15 protein-coding genes and 1 pseudogene are annotated in these 16261 nt (G+C 65.2%); 7 read left to right on the top strand and 9 right to left on the bottom strand.

All coding sequences use genetic code 11. The features are described 5' to 3' along the window. Nucleotides 1–488 (bottom strand): extracellular solute-binding protein (locus tag AB4Y99_RS11700; RefSeq protein WP_441523426.1); only part of this gene is annotated, 488 nt, incomplete at its 3' end. 134 nt (nt 489–622) lie between these two features. Continuing rightward, a complete protein-coding gene (locus AB4Y99_RS11695) occupies nt 623–1438 on the bottom strand; it encodes a DeoR/GlpR family DNA-binding transcription regulator (protein ID WP_441523425.1) in 816 nt (271 codons plus the stop codon). 115 nt (nt 1439–1553) lie between these two features. Between AB4Y99_RS11695 and AB4Y99_RS11690 the strand changes: the two genes are divergently transcribed. Genes AB4Y99_RS11690 through AB4Y99_RS11675 form a run of 4 tightly spaced genes read left to right on the top strand, consistent with a single transcriptional unit; the run spans nt 1554 to nt 5308 of the window. Then, nucleotides 1554–2687, top strand: a complete 1134-nt coding sequence (locus AB4Y99_RS11690; protein WP_441523424.1) for an SIS domain-containing protein — start codon at nt 1554–1556, stop codon at nt 2685–2687. After that, nucleotides 2684–3724, top strand: a complete 1041-nt coding sequence (locus AB4Y99_RS11685) for a carbohydrate kinase family protein (RefSeq protein ID WP_441523423.1) — start codon at nt 2684–2686, stop codon at nt 3722–3724. Before AB4Y99_RS11690 ends, AB4Y99_RS11685 begins: the two co-directional genes overlap by 4 nt. A 12-nt stretch (nt 3725–3736) precedes the next feature. Further along, on the top strand, nt 3737–4528 hold the full coding sequence (locus AB4Y99_RS11680) for a BtpA/SgcQ family protein (protein ID WP_441523422.1): 792 nt from the start codon (nt 3737–3739) through the stop codon (nt 4526–4528). Nucleotides 4529–4564: 36 nt separating this feature from the next. Further along, nucleotides 4565–5308 carry an aspartate/glutamate racemase family protein gene (locus AB4Y99_RS11675; RefSeq protein ID WP_441523421.1) on the top strand — a complete coding sequence of 248 codons (744 nt, stop codon included), beginning with the start codon at nt 4565–4567 and terminating at the stop codon, nt 5306–5308. Nucleotides 5309–5312: 4 nt separating this feature from the next. Here the strand turns inward: AB4Y99_RS11675 and AB4Y99_RS11670 are convergent, their stop codons facing one another. The 5 genes from AB4Y99_RS11670 to AB4Y99_RS11650 are packed head-to-tail and all read right to left on the bottom strand — an operon-like array spanning nt 5313 to nt 10033. Beyond that, nucleotides 5313–6239: an allantoinase PuuE gene (locus AB4Y99_RS11670; protein ID WP_441523420.1), complete on the bottom strand. Its 927-nt coding sequence runs from the start codon at nt 6237–6239 to the stop codon at nt 5313–5315. 2 nt (nt 6240–6241) lie between these two features. Then, entirely contained in the window at nt 6242–7042 is an 801-nt protein-coding gene (locus AB4Y99_RS11665; protein ID WP_441523419.1) for an ABC transporter permease, read from the bottom strand. Then, the gene (locus tag AB4Y99_RS11660) at nt 7039–7869 is read right to left on the bottom strand and encodes an ABC transporter permease (protein WP_441523418.1); all 831 of its coding nucleotides are present in this window, start codon (nt 7867–7869) and stop codon (nt 7039–7041) included. The genes AB4Y99_RS11665 and AB4Y99_RS11660 overlap by 4 nt, the downstream gene beginning before the upstream one ends. Next, a complete protein-coding gene (locus AB4Y99_RS11655) occupies nt 7866–8942 on the bottom strand; it encodes an ABC transporter ATP-binding protein (protein ID WP_441523417.1) in 1077 nt (358 codons plus the stop codon). Before AB4Y99_RS11655 ends, AB4Y99_RS11660 begins: the two co-directional genes overlap by 4 nt. 41 nt (nt 8943–8983) lie before the next feature. Beyond that, on the bottom strand, nt 8984–10033 hold the full coding sequence (locus tag AB4Y99_RS11650; RefSeq protein WP_441523416.1) for an ABC transporter substrate-binding protein: 1050 nt from the start codon (nt 10031–10033) through the stop codon (nt 8984–8986). Between the two features lie 262 nt (nt 10034–10295). Between AB4Y99_RS11650 and AB4Y99_RS11645 the strand changes: the two are divergent. The 3 genes and pseudogenes from AB4Y99_RS11645 to hydA all read left to right on the top strand — a co-directional run. Next, nucleotides 10296–10424: pseudogene (locus tag AB4Y99_RS11645) on the top strand (GntR family transcriptional regulator); the annotation flags it as partial. 126 nt (nt 10425–10550) lie between these two features. Next, entirely contained in the window at nt 10551–11006 is a 456-nt protein-coding gene (locus AB4Y99_RS11640; protein ID WP_441523429.1) for an FCD domain-containing protein, read from the top strand. 14 nt (nt 11007–11020) lie between these two features. Further along, nucleotides 11021–12454 carry a dihydropyrimidinase gene (gene hydA, locus AB4Y99_RS11635; RefSeq protein WP_441523415.1) on the top strand — a complete coding sequence of 478 codons (1434 nt, stop codon included), beginning with the start codon at nt 11021–11023 and terminating at the stop codon, nt 12452–12454. Nucleotides 12455–12848: 394 nt separating this feature from the next. Here the strand turns inward: hydA and AB4Y99_RS11630 are convergent, their stop codons facing one another. After that, nucleotides 12849–14003 carry an ABC transporter substrate-binding protein gene (locus AB4Y99_RS11630; RefSeq protein WP_441523414.1) on the bottom strand — a complete coding sequence of 385 codons (1155 nt, stop codon included), beginning with the start codon at nt 14001–14003 and terminating at the stop codon, nt 12849–12851. Continuing rightward, nucleotides 14003–16126, bottom strand: coding sequence for a TonB-dependent receptor (locus AB4Y99_RS11625; RefSeq protein ID WP_441523428.1), 2124 nt, complete (start codon nt 16124–16126; stop codon nt 14003–14005). Before AB4Y99_RS11625 ends, AB4Y99_RS11630 begins: the two co-directional genes overlap by 1 nt. Nucleotides 16127–16261 lie beyond the last annotated feature (135 nt).

Raw genomic sequence — 16261 nt, 5'->3', positions numbered from 1 at the left:
GCATAGTCCGGCTTCCAGAGATCGGCCCAGGTTTTCGGCGGGCTCGCCACCATCTGCTTGTTGTAGGCGATGCCGATGCCGGCAAAGCTCACCGGGACGCCCCAGCCATAAGCGTAGGACGGGAAACGATCATCGAGGTTTTTGGCGTTCGGCACCTTGGCGATGTCGAGCTTTTCCAGAACCCCTTCGTCGACTGCATTGATGATGGCTGGCGAGCCCATCACGGCAAAATCGTAAGGCGAGGCTCCCCGGGCGGCCTTGATCTGGGCAATCGCCTCAGCCGAAAGGCCGCCGATGATGCGGAGGCTCACCCCGGCATGTCGCTTGGCGAGGATGTCACCGGCGCGCTTCAGCGGTTCGTCCTGCGCGCTGCCGTAGCCGATCATGACGAGTTCACGGGCCTGCGCCCGCAGGACCGTCGGGCTCGTTATGGCGGCGGTGGCGGCGGCCGTGGCTGCGAGGAAATCGCGTCTGGACACAGTCTTCATGCAAGCCTCCTGGGCGCGGCTCATGGCGTATCGGCCAAAGCGACGGAGTGAGTGACCGCTGACTTTCATTTTGATCATCATCGAAAGATATCGCAAGTACAAAACTTAACCGGCCCGCGCTCAATATCGCGCCGTCATGCCACCGCAATGCGCAGGCCTGCCGCTTCCAGGCGCTGAAGGTCGGCTGCGGGTGCGCCGCTGTCCGTGATCAGCACCTCGGCGGCGTCGAGCGAGGTGATCCGCGCGCTGCCGACATGGCCGATCTTGGCGTGATCGGCCACGACGACGACCCGCCTCGCCGAGTTGATCATGGCTTTCTTCACCTCGGCCTCGTCCCAGTTGCCATTGGTGAAGCCGCGCTCGGCATCGATGCCTGCACAGCACAGGAAGGCGGTATCCGCGTTGATCTCGCGCAGCAGCGTCGTCCCGAAGGGCGAGACCAGGCTGTAACTCTCCAGGTTGCGTCCCCCGGTTTTTACCCGCCCGCCGGTGACGATGACGGTAATGCCGGGATGGGAGCGCAACGCGATGGCAATATCCAACCCGTTGGTCACGACAACCACATCGGTCAGCGTCTCGGAAAGATTATGGGCCAGAGCCAGTGTGGTGGTGCCGGAGTCGAGGATGATCGTTTCGCCATCGCGGACCATGCTGGCGGCAAGTGCCCCGATGCGCTGTTTTTCTTCCGAGAAACTCTGGCTCGGCAGGTCCAGCGGGCGCTCGAACCGTGCCGGCCGCAAGGCCATGGCGCCCCCGCGGATCCGGCGGATCAGGCGTCGCTTTTCGAGGGCGTCGAGATCGGCGCGAATGGTGACGGCCGAGACTCCGAGCGCCTCGGCCAGGGCGGAGACCTCGATGGTCCCCCGCGCGGCGAGCATCGCGATGATCCGCTCATGGCGTGGCAGGGAATTGCCGCGCGGCAACTCAGCGGGCGAGGGATGCTGATCCATGGGCCTTTCGTTTCCTCTTGCGTTCTACGATATAATGAAGAATATCGAAAGTCAGATTACGAGATGGAGAGCGGCTGCCCCGCTTCTCCCGGCGCTGCCGAGGGACCCGACGAACATGGCTGATCTGATGCAGCAGTACAAAGCGATCAAGCGCGAATCCTCCTCGGACGCGCCGGGCGATCCGGAGCGCTTCCGCCGGGTCGAACTGACGCGCGGCGAGATGATGGCGCAGGGCGATGCGATGCGCCGCACGCTCGAAACCACGCGCGAGACGGTGCTGCGGATCGCGGCCGATCTCGCCGGCCGCAAGCTCTCCCGTGTCGTGATCGTCGGCTGTGGCGATTCCTGGATCGCCGGCATCGGCGTGCGGCTGGCGTTCGAGCGCCTGCTCGGCGTCGTCTGCGAACCTTACGAGGCCTTTGATCTCGAGCAGTACGGCCTCGACATGATCGATGACGGAACGCTCGTGATCGGCCTGTCCTCCAGCGGCAACACGGCTCCTGTCAGCGCGAGCCTCAAGGCGACGATCGCCAAGGGCGGGTATGCTGTCGCGCTGACGAACACGGCGTCGTCCGCGATGATGAAGGAGTTTCCCGCCGCATTGCTGATCCAGGCCACGCGTGGTGGCTGGCCCACRCAATCCAGCACGGCCGCCATGGCGCTGATGCTGTCGCTGGCCAGCGAGATCGCCAAGGCACGCGGGCTGGGCGAGGGCAGGGCGAGCGGTCTGGCGGCCGATCTCGCTGCCTTGCCCGAGCTGATGGATCGTGTTTCCAGCGGCTTCTATGAGCGGGCGACGGCGCTGGGCGAAACGCTTGCGCGTGCCGACATGGTTCTGCTCGCCGGAGCGGGGCCTCATCTGGCGCCCGCCGCTTTCGGCGCCGCCAAGCTCAAGGAACTGGCGCCGATCCATGCCGTTGCCTTCCCGCTGGAGGAATATCACCACTACCGCACCCAGAAGGCCGGCGACCCGCTCTTCCTGATCGTGCCCGACGAGGCCAGTCGCCAGCGCGCGCTCGAAACCGCGATCGTCGGCAAGGCGGTTGGCGGCTATACGATCGTGCTCGTCCCGGAAGGCGAAACCGGCTTCGACGGGATCGCAGATCACGTCTGGGCGCTTCCGTCTGTTCGCGTCGAGCTCGCGCCGCTGCTCTACTGCGTGCCGCTGCATCTTTTCGGTTATCACGTCACCAAAGCGCGCGACGCGCTCGGCCTCGGTGCGCCGCTACTCGGCGGCCGCGCGGCGTGACACCGGCGCTCGTCACGGCCGGCGGCCTGACCGTCGACCATGTGATCTCGGCCGACGGCGCCGTCGCCCTCGACAAGGTCGGCGGCAACGGCGCCTATTCCGCCGTGGGAGCGCGGTGCTGGGTCGATGCGGTTGGCCTCGTCAGCGTGGCCGTCTCGACCTATCCCCGTGAGACCTTGACGCAGCTGCGCGACAACGGCGTCGCGCTGGACGGCGTGGTGATGGCCGATGCCGCCCTGCGCAGCGGCAACTGGTTCATCTATGACGAGCGGGGTGACCGCAGCGAGCGCCTGACCAGCCGGCCCGAGGAGCTCGCGCAAGCGGGATTCCCGACGGACACCCTCAGCCGGGAGCAGGTCGCGGCATGGCAGGACCATCTGCGCCGGCGTGGCGACGGCGGCGAGATGTCCTATTCGCAGTTCCGCGACATCCACCCGATGGTCGCGGCACAGGTCCCGGAAAGTTATTTCGGTGCGCGGGGTGCCCATTGCGCGCCGGCGCGGCCGGTGGTGCTGAACGAGCTGCTGCCTCTGTTCAACGGCTGCGGCATGGTGGTGACGCTCGATGCCGGCTGGCAGCTCGCTGAGCTTTCCTTGGATGAATTGTCGCCCTTCCTCGCGCAAGTCGACGCTTTTCTGCCGAGCGAGATCGAGCTTGCTGCCATTCTCCCGGGGATGGGGGTCGAGACGGCGCTGGGTCTGCTCGCTGCGCGATGCCGGGGCACCGTAGCCGTGAAGCTCGGCCCGCGCGGCTGTCTCGTCTGGGACAAGGCCGGGGCTCGTACAGTCCCGGTGCCGGTGGTGCCGACGCAGGCGATCGACCCGACGGGCGCCGGCGACGCCTTTTGCGGGGGTTTCCTTGCAGGGCTTGTAGCGACGGACGATCCCGTGCTGGCCGCTGCCCATGGTGCCGTCTCCGCCTCTCTCATCGTCAGCCACCATGGCGCGGATGGGGCGTTGCCGATCGACCGGGATGCTTGCCGCGATAAGCTCGGCAAGCTGCTGGCCCGGCTCGATCGCTCTCCACTCAACGCCTGAAGGAACCCCGTCGTGAGCAGCCCGCGCGTCTTCGCCGCCCGCCCTCTTGTCATCGCCGCGCTGCACCTGCCCGATTTCGGCAAGCTGCGCGACAAGAGCATGGCCTTGCTGGAGGACTATGTCGCGATCAATGCACGGGTCTTCGCCCAAGCGGGCATTCCCTATGTGAAGCTCCAGGACCAGACGCGCGAAGCCGGGGCGATGCGCGCGAGTTCGCTTGCGATTACCGCGGCGCTTGGCCGGTTCATCAAGTCCGAATTTCCCGACCTCGGCCTCGGCATCATCGTGGAAGCGCATGACCCGGTAGCCGCGCTCTCCATCGCGCATGCGGCGGGCGCGGATTTCGTCCGGCTGAAAGTTTTTGTCGGTCAGGCCATGACGGCGCAGGGGCCGCGCACAGGCATGGGGGCGGAGGCGTTGGCCTTCCGGGCCGGACTCGGCCGCGAGGACATCGCTATCCTCGCCGACGTACACGATCGCACGGCCGTGCCGATGTCGTCCGAGACGGCGGAATTCGCCGCCGAATGGGCGCAGAAGACCGGCGCCGATGGCCTCATCCTGACCGGCGCCGATTGGGCCGACTCGCTTGCCCGCATCCGCCGTGCGCGGGATGCGGGCATCAAGCGGCCGATCCTGCTCGGCGGAAGCGTGACGGAAGGCAATGTCGCAGAGGCGCTCGGTGTCTGCGATGGCGTCATCGTCAGCACCGCCTTGATGCGCAAGGATGCGGAGCCGGCGGATGCGCTGCGCTGGGACATCGTCCGGGCGCGATGCTTCATGGACGCAGCGCGCGCCGTCCGGTAGCGCTGACCGGACGTCGACCAATCGCACGAGACCGGCATGCGCATTCTGCTGCTCAATCCGAACACCACCGAGGCCATCACGCAGCGCCTGCTCGCCGCAGCCGAGCAGGCCGCGTCCGCTGGCACGCAGGTCGTGCCGCTGACGGCGTCGCGAGGCGTGCCCTATATCGCGAGCCGCGCCGAGGCGCAGCTCGGCGGCGCTATTGCGCTCGAGATGCTGGCCGAGCATCATGACACGGTCGATGCGGCGATCATCGCCGCCTTCGGCGACCCCGGTTTGATGGGTGCGCGGGAACTCTTCGATATCCCGATCGTCGGCATGGCCGAGGCGGCGATGCTGACCGCCTGCATGCTGGGACGCCGGTTCGGGATCGTGACGTTCGCTCGGGCGCTCGGCCCCTGGTATCAGGAATGCGTGGCGATGCATGGGCTCGAGGGGCGCTGCGCCGGCATTCGCATGCTCGACGAAGGCTTCGCGGACATCGCCGATGTTCAGGATGAGAAGGAGGCGGTCATCGTCGAACTGGCGCGGCGCGCGGTGGTCGAGGACGGGGCAGACTGCATCATTCTCGCCGGCGCGCCGCTGGCGGGGCTGGCTGCGAAGGTGGCGGATCGCATTCCGGTTCCGGTGGTCGACCAGATGGCCGCCGCGCTGAAGCASGCGGAGGCGCTGGTCGCGCTAAATCCGCGCAAGGCGACGGCAGGGACGTTCCGGCGGCCGTCGCCCAAATCCAGCCTGGGCCTGTCCGCGGCGCTCGCGGAGCGGATCGAGGGCCGCTGAGCCTTTACCGCCCGGCTATCAGGTCCTCGCGGCCGGACTGCTGCAGCCAGTGCTGCGCGATCTCGTCACGCCGCGCGAACCAGACGCCGGGCTTCGAGGCCGCATGGGCCAGAAAGCGCTCCAGACCGCCGATCCGGCCCGGCCGCCCGATGATGCGCAGATGCAGGCCGACGGTCATCATGCGCGGAGCGCTTGCGCCCTCATCATAAAGACGGTCGAAGGCATCGATGCAGTAGCGAGCGAAATCGTCGCCGAAGACGAAGCCGCCATTGCGCGTGAAGCGCATGTCATTGGTGTCGAAGGAATAGGGTAAGACGAGGTGGTCTCGCCCGCCGACATCGACCAGATAGGGCAGATCGTCGTTGTAGGCATTAGAATCATAGAAGAAGCTGCCCTGTTCCAGCAGGAGCCGGCGCGTGTTTGGCGAGGTGGCCGAGCGCGTGTGCCAGCCTCGCGGCGGGCTGCCGGCGGTGCGGGTGATCGCCTCGACGGTGCGCGCGATGACGAGCCGCTCCTGCTCCTCCGTCATGGTGGCGTGGCGCTCCCAGCGCCAGCCATGAGCCGCCACTTCGTGTCCATCGGCGACCGCCTGCTGCGCCAGCCAGGGCGAGATCATCAGCGAACGGCCGATGGCATTGACGGTGCCAGGCGCGCCATAGGCTTGGAGAAGCTTGCGGATGCGCGGCCAGCCGGCGCGCGTTCCGTATTCGAAATGCGACTCCATGCAGAGGTCGCGAACGCCGGGGATCTCCTCTACGACCTCGTAGACGGACTCGTTCTTCTCGTCGCCCTGGCCGATGCTGAGTTCACCGCCCTCCTCGACATTGATGACGAGGTTGACGGCAAGACGGGCCCCGTTCGGCCAGCGGATGCCTGGGACGGCGTCGCCATAGCCGCGAAAATCGCGATCGGTGGTGATGTCGGGCAGCATGGTCAGATATCCGCCATGCGGCGCAGGCCGACGAGCCGGTCCCCGATCGCCAGCACGGCGATGGAGAGCAGGATCAGCAGCGTCGAGATCGCGGCGATGGTGGGGTCGGGGCTTTCCTCGACATATTGCAGCATCTGAATCGGCAAGGTCTTGGTCCAAGCATCCGTGAAGAAGATAGAGATGGGATAATTGTCCATCGAGGCGAGAAAGGCGAACATCCCCGATGTCAGGAAGGCCGGTGCCAACGATGGCACCAGCACCTTGATGATGGCCTTCTGATAGGTCAGGCCGAGGGTGCGAGCCGCGTCGATCAGCGTGAAGTCGAACAACGAGAGCGAGGCGAAGACCGTTCGCACCACATAGGGCAGCGTGATGACGACATGGGCGAGGAGTAGGCTCGGCCAGACCTCGCGCAAGCCCGCGGCGCGGAACGCCTCGAGCATGGCGATGCCGATCACAAGGCCGGGCAGCATCAGCGGCGAAACCAGAAATGTCACGACCGCCTCGCGGCCCCGGAAGTCGCCGCGCAGCAGACCGATGGCGCAGAGCGTTCCGAGCACGAGCGCGATGGCGGTCGAGAGCGCGGCAAGTTGCAGCGAGGTAAAGACCGGTGGCCACAAATCGCGCGAGCGGGCCAGCGCCTCGTACCAGCGCAGTGACCAGGACGGCGACGGTAGGGTGAAGACCGCGCTGGAGCCGAACGAGACCGCCGCCGTGACGAGAAGCGGCGTCATCAGGAAGAGCACTGTAAACGCCGCCACCGCACCGCTCAGCCGGCGCGCGATGGTCTCGATCGGCGTCACGATGCGTCTCCCAGGCGCCGGGACAGCCAGGAGCTTGCCACGACGATGGACACCGCAAGCGCCAGCAGCACCACGGCGGTGGTCGAGCCAAGCTGCTCGTTGCGCATGAACAGGAACGATCGCCCCGTCAGCGTCGCCAGCGTCTGGAACCGGTCGCCGATGACCAGGCTGGGGATGACGTACATCGACACCGCCATCGAATAGACGAAGGCAATGCCGGTGACGATGCCGGGCAGGGAGAGCGGAAGTGCCACCTTGACGAAGCGGTAGATCGGCGTGGCCCCCAGCGTGGCTGCGGCCTCTCCCAGGCGCGGATCGATCAGCCTCAGCACCGAGTAGATCGGCAGAATCATGAAGGGCACGAAGATGTTGGCCGCGCCGATGATCAGTCCGGTTTCCGTGAACAGCAGGCGCTGCGGCTCGCTCCAGAGCCCCAAGCCCGTCATGATCTGCGAGACGATGCCGTCACGGCGTAGCACGATCTGCCAGGCGAAAGCCTTGACGACGACGCCGACCGAGAGCGGCAGGATGATCGCGATCAGGATCGCGGCCTGCGCCAGGCCGCCGGCGCGCGACAGGACGAGAGCGGTGGGATAGCCGATCGCAAGACACGCCAGCGTGACCAGCGCGGCGCTGCGTAGCGTATTGGCAAGCGCGGTCCAGCTGAAGGGATCGGCGAAGAAGCCGGCAAAGGCGGCGAGCCCGCCGGGGCTGAGGAAGCTGCGGCTGAGCAGGAACAACAGCGGCAGCCCGTAGACGATCCCGAGATAGGCGAGGGCTGGCAGGGCCAGCAGCAAGACCGGGTCGAGGCGGCGCCCGGCGCTCATGGGGCCAACCCTTCTTGCGGCTCCGGATAGATCATCGTGTCGCCGATATGCCAGCTCAGCGGCACGGTCGTTCCGGCTTCGAACCCGGCCGGGGCCTCCTGCGCCTCGACCATGATCCGCCCGCCTTCCGGGGCCGCGAAATGGAGCTGGACCCGGGCTCCCTGAAACACGACGTCGAGCAGGGTCGCGTCCAGGCGGTTTTCGCCCGTGCCGCCGACGACGATACGTTCTGGCCTGACGCCAAGCACCACGCGGCTGCGAGGCACGAAGCCGCCCGGCGCCCGGATGGTCCCGGCCGCGGTTTCGACCGCGACGATGCCCTGCTCGGTCTCCAGCACCGTGCCCGGAAGCCGGCTCGACAGCCCGACGAAGTCGAGCGCGAATGGAGTGGCGGGGCGGTGATAGATCGCCGCGGGGCTGTCGAGCTGCTCGATCCGCCCGCGATGCATCACCGCGATGCGGTCCGACATGGTCAGCGCCTCCTCCTGATCATGGGTGACGAAGATCGCAGTGGTGCCGACTTCGCGCAGAATGCGGCGAAGGTCGATCTGCATGGCTTCGCGCAGCTTCCGGTCGAGGGCCGAGAACGGCTCGTCCAGCAGCAGCAATTTCGGTGCGACGGCCAGCGCCCGTGCGACCGCGACCCGCTGCTGCTGGCCGCCCGAAAGGGCCCTGACCGAGCGATCGGCGAAGCCCGTCATCTGCACGAGGCCAAGGAAACGCGACACGATGGGTGCGATGCTGTCCCCCGGCGCGCCGCGGGCCTTCAGCCCGAAGGCGACGTTCTCCGCGACCGTGAGATGCGGAAAGAGCGCGTAGTTCTGGAAGACAACGCTGACGTCGCGCCGGTGCGGCGGCTTGCGCGTGATCTCCTCGCCGTCCAGCACGACACGGCCGCTATCGGGCCGCATCAGCCCCGCGACGATGCGCAGCAGCGTGGTCTTCCCACAGCCCGAGGGACCCAGAAGCGAGATGAACTCGGTCTTGCCGACCTTGAGGTCGACGCCGTCGAGCACGGTCGCCGGGCCGAAAGTCTTGCCGGCGCCGGCGATGTCCAGAAAGACCGATCGCATGGGCTTCTCCCGATGACCGAAGATCGACGGCGGCAGCCCCTTCAGATGGCCATGTCCCGGTCCCAGCGCTTGATCCAGTCGTTGCGCTGCGCGGCGACGTTGGCCCAGTCGATCTGGAAGATCTTGACGTCTGCACCGAGCCCTTCGGGTTTCGGCACGGCCTTGTTCGTCGCCAGGGAAAAGGTGGGGCCTGCGAGCTTGCTCTGCATTTCGGCACCGAGCAGCTCATTGACATAGGCGAAGGCGAGTTCGGCCTGAGGCGCCCCCTTGATGACGGCGATGCCGGACGGCATAGCGAAAACGCCTTCCTTTGGCGCGGCGAGATCGATCGGCGCGCCTGCCGCATTCCGCTCCAGGCAATATGACGACATGGCGGGACCGATGAGATGCGCCTCACCTTGCTCGAGCAGGTTATAGGCCTGCGGCTGCTGGGTGTAGATCGTCAGGAGATTTGGCTTGAGGCCGGCGAGCTTCGCAAAGCCGGCATCTGTGTTCGTCTGAGCCGCGTCCAGCGAGGCGCCGGTCAGCAGCCCCGCGGCGAAGAGGATCGGGAGCCCCTCCGTGTTTTGAAGCGAGGGGATGACGACGCGGCCCTTGTATTTGGCATCGAACAGCTCGGCCCAGGAAACCGGCGGCGCCTTCACGGCCGCCTTGTTGTAGGCGATGCCGAGCCAGGGCTGGAGATAATTCGCCCACATGCCGTCCATATGCGTGGAGCCGGGCAGCAGGTCGGCCATATTGGGCGCCTTCGCAGGCGTCAGCGGGTCGAGCAACCCTTCCTTGACGGCCAGGATCATCACGGGGTCGTCCATCTGGACGACGGACATGTACTGCTTGTCTTTGTTCTTCTGCATCTTCTCAAGGTTCACGAGCGAGCGCGTGCCCTCGAAGATCACCTTGCAATTGTACTTCTTCTCGAAGGCCGGGACGACGATTTGCTCGACCCAAGGCTTGTGTCCGGCCGCGCCGCCGACGACCAGCTCCCTGGTCTGGGCGCGAAGCAGGGACGGGGCCGCGATCAGCGTCATGCCGCCGGCGGCGCCGGCGAGGAAGGAACGGCGGTTCRGGCGGGCGGCGGCGAAAGCGTCCATGTCGGGGTCCTTTCGGGCGAGAGACGCTTTACCTGAGCAACCGATATGCCAACCCCGATACGGCTCGGCGTTGAATATAAAATGATAATTATATCAGATATTTAAAATCTTCATCTGTCGCGGACGCCTCAGTTTTGGCCGCCTTCGCAGGATGATTTTGTGCACAATATTATGCCTATTGTGCTCATCATGAGGCCGGTGTGCCGAAAGAACGCGCAGGCCTCGGGTTGGCGTTTTCGCGGGCAGTCGCGATAATCGCGGCATGCAGGAAGAAGAGATTCACGCGGTATTGGTGCGGGTGCTTCGCGCCGGGCGGCTGCCGGGCGGGATCAAGCTCGGCGAGCATCGCCTGGCCGAGTTTTTTGGCGTGAGCCGGGAACGGATTCGCAAGGTCCTGCAGCGGCTGGGCGCCGAGCGTCTGCTCGACATGGTCAAGAACCGCGGCGCCTTCACCATCGAGCCGGACCTGCGCGAAAGCCATATGATCTACGAAGCGCGCCGCATCCTCGAGAGCGGCATGGCCGCTCATCTGGCTGATCATCTCACGCAGGTTCAGATCGACAGATTGCGGGCGCATGTCGAGGCTGAGGCCGAGGCATTGCGTTGCGACGATCAGGCGAGCTGGCAGAAGCTCTCGGCCGAGTTTCACTATCTGCTCGCCGAGATGACGCAGAACCCCTTGGTCCAGCGCCAGGCTCAGGAACTCATCAGCCGCACCCTGATGCTGGTGAAGCGCTACGAGACGTCGGCCGGCTCGGCCTGCGGCTGCGACGAGCACCGCGCCATCTTCCGAGCCCTGGCCGGGCGTGAGCGCGGCAAGGCGGTCAAGGCGATGACGACGCATCTGTCGCTCGTGGAAACGCGGTTGAGGCCGACGCTGTGCGAGCCGGTCGGGCCTTCGCTCGAGGACGCGCTGCGTGAAGAAATCGCGAGCCATCGGACCGCGGGCGCCGCGATGGCGATAGCAGGATAGGGGAAAGCCAAGCCATGACCTACGATCTGATCATCGCGAACGGTACGGTCGCGACGGCCTCCGACACCTTCGCCTGTGATCTCGGTATTCGCGACGGGCGGATCGTCGCGCTCGGACACGGCCTCGGGCCCGCCAAGCGCACGATCGAGGCGGCTGGAAAGCTGGTCCTGCCCGGCGGCATCGACAGCCATGTCCACATCTCCCAGCCGAGCGGCGAGGGTATCGTCATGGCCGATGATTTCGAGAGCGGGACACGCTCGGCCGCCTTCGGAGGCAATACGACCGTGCTGCCCTTCTGCGTGCAGGATAAGGGTGCGAGCCTCAGGGAGACGGTGAAGGCCTATCATGCCTTGGCAGAAGGCCGTTGCTACACCGACGTATCCTTCCATCTGGTGATCTCGGAGCCGAGCGAGCAGGTGCTGGGCCAGGACCTACCGGCGCTGATCGCGGACGGCTACACCTCGTTCAAGGTCTTTATGACCTATGAGGGCCTGGCGCTCGCCGATTACGAGATGCTGCAGGTCATGAGCGTCGCGCGCGAGACCGGCGCGCTCGTCATGGTCCATGCCGAGAATTACGACGCGATCCGCTTTCTGACGCAGAGGCTGGAGCAGGGCGGCAACATCGCACCGAAGTTCCACGGCACCTCGCGGCCGATCCCCGTAGAGCGCGAGGCGACGCATCGCGCGATCTCACTCGCAGAGCTCGTCGACGTGCCCGTGATGATCGTTCACGTCTCGAACCGCGAGGCGATGGAGGAAATCGCGCGGGCCCGTGCACGCGGCCTCAAGGTCTATGGCGAGACCTGCCCGCAATATCTGGTGCTGACCGAGAGGGACATGGACGGGCTCAACATGGAGGGGGCGAAATATGTCTGCTCGCCGCCGCCGCGTGACAAGGCCAGCCAGATCGCCTGCTGGGAGGGGCTGCGGAACGGCGTCTTCCAGACGTTCTCGTCCGATCACTGCCCCTTCCGATATGATGACTCCGCTGGCAAGCAGGCGCCGAAGGGGCGAACGTCCTTCCGTTGGGTGCCGAACGGCATCCCCGGCGTCGAGACTCGGCTGCCGATCCTGTTCTCGGAGGGAGTCGGCAAGGGGCGCATCAGCCTGAACGAGTTCGTGGCTCTCTCGGCGACCAACCACGCGAAGATGTACGGGCTGACGAACAAGGGCTCTATCGCAGTCGGCATGGATGCCGACATCGCCATATGGGATCCGGACCGTGAGGTGACGATCAGCCAGGCCCTGCTTCATCACGGCAGCGACTATACTCCTTACGAAGGGATCGCGGTCAGGGGCTGGCCCATGACGACCATTGTCCGAGGACAGGTGGTGGTGCGGGACGGCGAGATGGAGGCGCAGCCCGGCACCGGGGGATACGTCCGGCGGGCGCGCTCCACCTATGCTCGCAGCGAGCCAGACAATCACACCGGATCGAGGACTTGAACGGGCCGACCTACTGAGCTCGTTTGCTCGGCATTGGAGCCGGTAAAATTATTATATAACGATTTCAATCATATACGTGTTCGTAGCTTTGTCCGACTCGGCCCACCATTATAATTGCTAAACGTCTGATTTTCTTCAGCTAAATTAACGAAATCTGGCACCGGAATTCAAGGTACGGGAATAGCATGTTCTAATCCCGTCCCGGCAAGAGCTTCGCCGCTGCCTGTTTCGCCAGCCGTTCGCGATTCGCTTGGAAGGTGTCGAGCGATGCCATCCGGCCGCCACGCCAACCGAAAATGGCCTCAAGTTCGGCCTCGGAGGCCCTGCCTTCTCTCTTTGGGCACGGGAAATACAAGGACCAGAGGTCGCGGGGTTCGCTTGGCGCGACGCTTGATCAATTGTCGCCTTTCAACTCCACCCAATAGCCAGGTCGATAGGGGATTGGCAGAAAGCGCTCGTGAAGTTCGCGCAGCGTTTCATCCGCATCGAGATCGCCAAAAAGCTCGGGATGCAGCCAGCGTGCGATGCGCTGAAGCGCCACGAATTGGTACGGGCTGTTGTAGAACTGGTGCCAGATTGCATAGACGCGCCGCTCAGCGACCGCCTTGCCATGCATGAATGCCGGGCGCTGCGCGAGGGCTGCGAGTTTGCGACGGGCTACGGACAGATCCGCGCCCGGGCCGAGGCCAACCCATTCGCCGCCTGGCGCAAGCGTGTCCCAGTTGCCGCCCGTCACGATGACGACATCAGGGTCTCGGGCGATGATCGTTTCGGGGTTGATCGTACCGAAGGTTCCCGGAAGGAGTTCCGAACCAAGATTGCGGCCGCCGGCCATTTCGACCATGAGGCCGAAATTCTCCTTGCCGAAGCTCATGCAGCAGCCGTCGGAGTATCCTGGAATGCGGTCCAGCATGACCAGCGGGCGCTTCAAGTCCGGCATCGCCGCGATTGGGCTCGTCACGCGCGCGATCTGATCCGCTCGGAAGGCGATCAGTCGTTCAGCGACGTCTTCGCGTCCAAACAATTGACCCAGCACGCGCAACGAAGGCTCGCTGTTGCGGAGCGGCGCGTGCCGAAAATCGACATAAAGCACCGCGACACCAACCGAGGCGAGCTTTTCGACGAGCTGCATCTCCGCACTGGCGCGCTCCGCTTCGAAGTTGAGGATCAGCACATCGGGCTGAAGCGAAATCGCCTTCTCGATATCGAAGCTTCCTGCCGCCGCGCTGCCGAACTTTGGCAGCGCGGCGGCTTGCGGGTAGCGTTCGACATAGATGCGGTAGCTGTCGGGGTCAGCCTTCTCGAAATCCTCTCCCCATCCGACGATGCGGGCGAAAGGGTTGTCACGGTCCAAGGCCGCGATGGCGTGGATCTGCCGCGCTTCGCCGAGCAGGACACGCCGAACGGGCAACTCGACAGCGACCTTGCGGCCGAGCACATCGGTAACGGTGATCGGTGCTGCGGAGGTCCGACAAGCTGCCGCGAGCGGCAAGCCGATGCCGAGAGCCCCCAGCAGATTCCGGCGGGACGGGCGAAGGCATGACGTCATCAGAGATCCGCGGACATCGACAGGAGATAGGTTCTTGGAGCGCCTTGCGTGAAGGTGCCGAAGGACGCCGCGCCAGCCCAGTATTTCGCGTCCGTCACGTTCACGACATTGGCACGGAAGGTGGTTTTGCGACCGTTGAACTGCGTCGCGTAGCGCAGCCCCAGGTCGAGGCGAGTCCAATCCGCCAAGGCCTGGCTGTTCGCCGCATCGACGAACTGCTTGCCTGTATGGATGACGGCCGCGTTGAGGGTCAGGCCGGGGACCCAAGGCACATCCCATTCCGTGCTGAGATTGAGCTGGATGCGAGGCACACCGATCGGTGTATTGCCGATATTGGCCGCAGCCGCTGTGCGTGTGAGTTCTCCGTCGAGCAGGGTCAGGCCGCCCAGCACCCGCCATTGCGATGTGATCTGGCCGAAAACATTGAGCTCGAGGCCGCGAACACGCTGCTCTCCGCTTTCAGCGAAGGTGCGCGCCGGGCTGAGTTCGCCAATCGGCCGCGTGATCTGGAACGCGGCGAGCGAGGCGCCGAAGCCGCTGTAGTCGAGCTTGACGCCTGCCTCGACCTGACGGGCGACATAAGGGGCGAGGATCTCGCCGGCGTTGCTCGCGGTTACCGGCGCGATGTCGCCGCGGCTCAGCCCCTCGACATAGTTTCCGTAGAAGGAGACGTTTTCCCAGGGCCGGACGACGAGGCCGACGAAGGGTGTCGTGGCGCTCTTATCGTAGGAAGAGGCCAAGGTACCGACATTGGAGACGTAGTTGCGGGCCTCGACATTCTGCCGGCGCACGCCGACCGTTAGCAGAACGCGCTCGTCGAAAGCCGAGAGCGTGTCCGCCGCCGAGACGCCTGTCAGCGTGCTGTCGGACAGACGCGCCTGCGAGCCGATACGCAGCGGCGCGATCTCCGGCACGCGCACCGGGTTGTAGATATTCGAGGCGTAGGAGCCACGGGCAGCGGCGAACTCGCGCGATGTCTCTTCATGGTATCGAGAGAGCTGCACGGTCAGTGCATGCCTGATGAAGCTGGTCTCGAATTTTGCCCGTACACCGCCCTCAAAGGTCTGACGGTCGACACCGAGGCCGTAGAATTGCGGTGCCGTAACGGTATCGCCGCGCAGGTTGGTGATCGTCGCGGCCGAGGCGAAATAGCGTTCGACGCCGGTATGCGAGGCCCCGGCATTGCCGAACAGTGTGATGCCGTCGGCGACGTCGTACTCCATCCGTAGCAAGCCGCCGCGATCATCGACATCCGAATATTCCCATGGCTGGGTCACATTGCGGCGGCCATCAGGCGCCTTCGGAACCGGCACCCCGGCCTGCATGAAGAAGGGCCGGGCAGGCGCATTGAAACGATCTGCCTGGGCCAGAAAATAGGCCCAGGCGCGGAACCGCTCGCCCTGATAGTCGAGGGCGAGCGCGCCAACGCCGCTTTGCTCCGATTGATGATCGAGAGCTGTCCTGCCGTCGCTCAGGCTGGTGATGACCCGCAGGCCCCACTCCCGATTGGCACCGAAGCGCCGGGCGAAGTCGAGCTGACCGCCGGGCCGCGCATTCGAAGCATAGTTTAGCGTGACGCGCGTCAGGTCCTCTTCGGCGCGTTTCGGGACGATGTTGATGACGCCGCCGATCCCGCCATTCGGCGAAACCCCGGTGATCGCTGCCGAAGGCCCTTTCAAGACTTCGATGCGCTCGGCATAATCGGAGAAAATGCGGAAGCTCGGTGCCACGCCGTAGACGCCATCGAATGCAATTTCACCGCTCGTCCCCTCGTTCGCGGGAAAGCCGCGGATATAGAACGAGTCGAATGGCGCGCCGGTGCCCTGGGTCGCGCGCACGGATGGGTCGAGGGCGAGCGCCTCGGAGGCCGTCCGCGCCTGGCGGTCACGGATGAACTGATCAGTATAGCTGGTGACGCTGAACGGCGACTTCTGGATGTCGGTATTGCCAAGCAGGCCGAGGCGGGCGCCGGTTGCGACCTGCCCCCCTGCGAAAGCTGGCGGCACCTGCGATGTGCCGGCCCCTTCCACAACGATCTCGTCGAGCTGGAGCTGACTCTGCCCTTGTTGAGCCCGGGCGGCGATCGTTGCCAGCGGAACGCTCACGATAACCAGGGCGGTCATCAGACATGCACCGGTTGCCGCGGCTTTCACATGGCTGGGCTCGGCGAGCGCGGTTGACGCCCTCGTTAGCTGATCGACCTTCATTTTTGCCTCAATAATTCAGCGAGAATAACGACGTTATCTTCGCCGCATGCT

It is taken from the genome of Allobosea sp. TAB14 (assembly GCF_052113865.1).
GTDB lineage: Bacteria > Pseudomonadota > Alphaproteobacteria > Rhizobiales > Beijerinckiaceae > Allobosea > Allobosea spartocytisi.
This window is presented reverse-complemented; position numbering and strand designations above follow the sequence as displayed.

What these genes read in the sequence shown, in the direction of transcription:
- AB4Y99_RS11655 (WP_441523417.1), bottom strand. Translation starts at nt 8,942, where the DNA reads ATGCGATCGGTCTTTCTGGACATCGCCGGCGCCGGCAAGACTTTCGGC.
- AB4Y99_RS11660 (WP_441523418.1), bottom strand. Translation starts at nt 7,869, where the DNA reads ATGAGCGCCGGGCGCCGCCTCGACCCGGTCTTGCTGCTGGCCCTGCCA.
- hydA (WP_441523415.1), top strand. Translation starts at nt 11,021, where the DNA reads ATGACCTACGATCTGATCATCGCGAACGGTACGGTCGCGACGGCCTCC.
- AB4Y99_RS11670 (WP_441523420.1), bottom strand. Translation starts at nt 6,239, where the DNA reads ATGCTGCCCGACATCACCACCGATCGCGATTTTCGCGGCTATGGCGAC.
- AB4Y99_RS11630 (WP_441523414.1), bottom strand. Translation starts at nt 14,003, where the DNA reads ATGACGTCATGCCTTCGCCCGTCCCGCCGGAATCTGCTGGGGGCTCTC.
- AB4Y99_RS11695 (WP_441523425.1), bottom strand. Translation starts at nt 1,438, where the DNA reads ATGGATCAGCATCCCTCGCCCGCTGAGTTGCCGCGCGGCAATTCCCTG.
- AB4Y99_RS11625 (WP_441523428.1), bottom strand. Translation starts at nt 16,126, where the DNA reads ATGACCGCCCTGGTTATCGTGAGCGTTCCGCTGGCAACGATCGCCGCC.
- AB4Y99_RS11640 (WP_441523429.1), top strand. Translation starts at nt 10,551, where the DNA reads ATGGCCGCTCATCTGGCTGATCATCTCACGCAGGTTCAGATCGACAGA.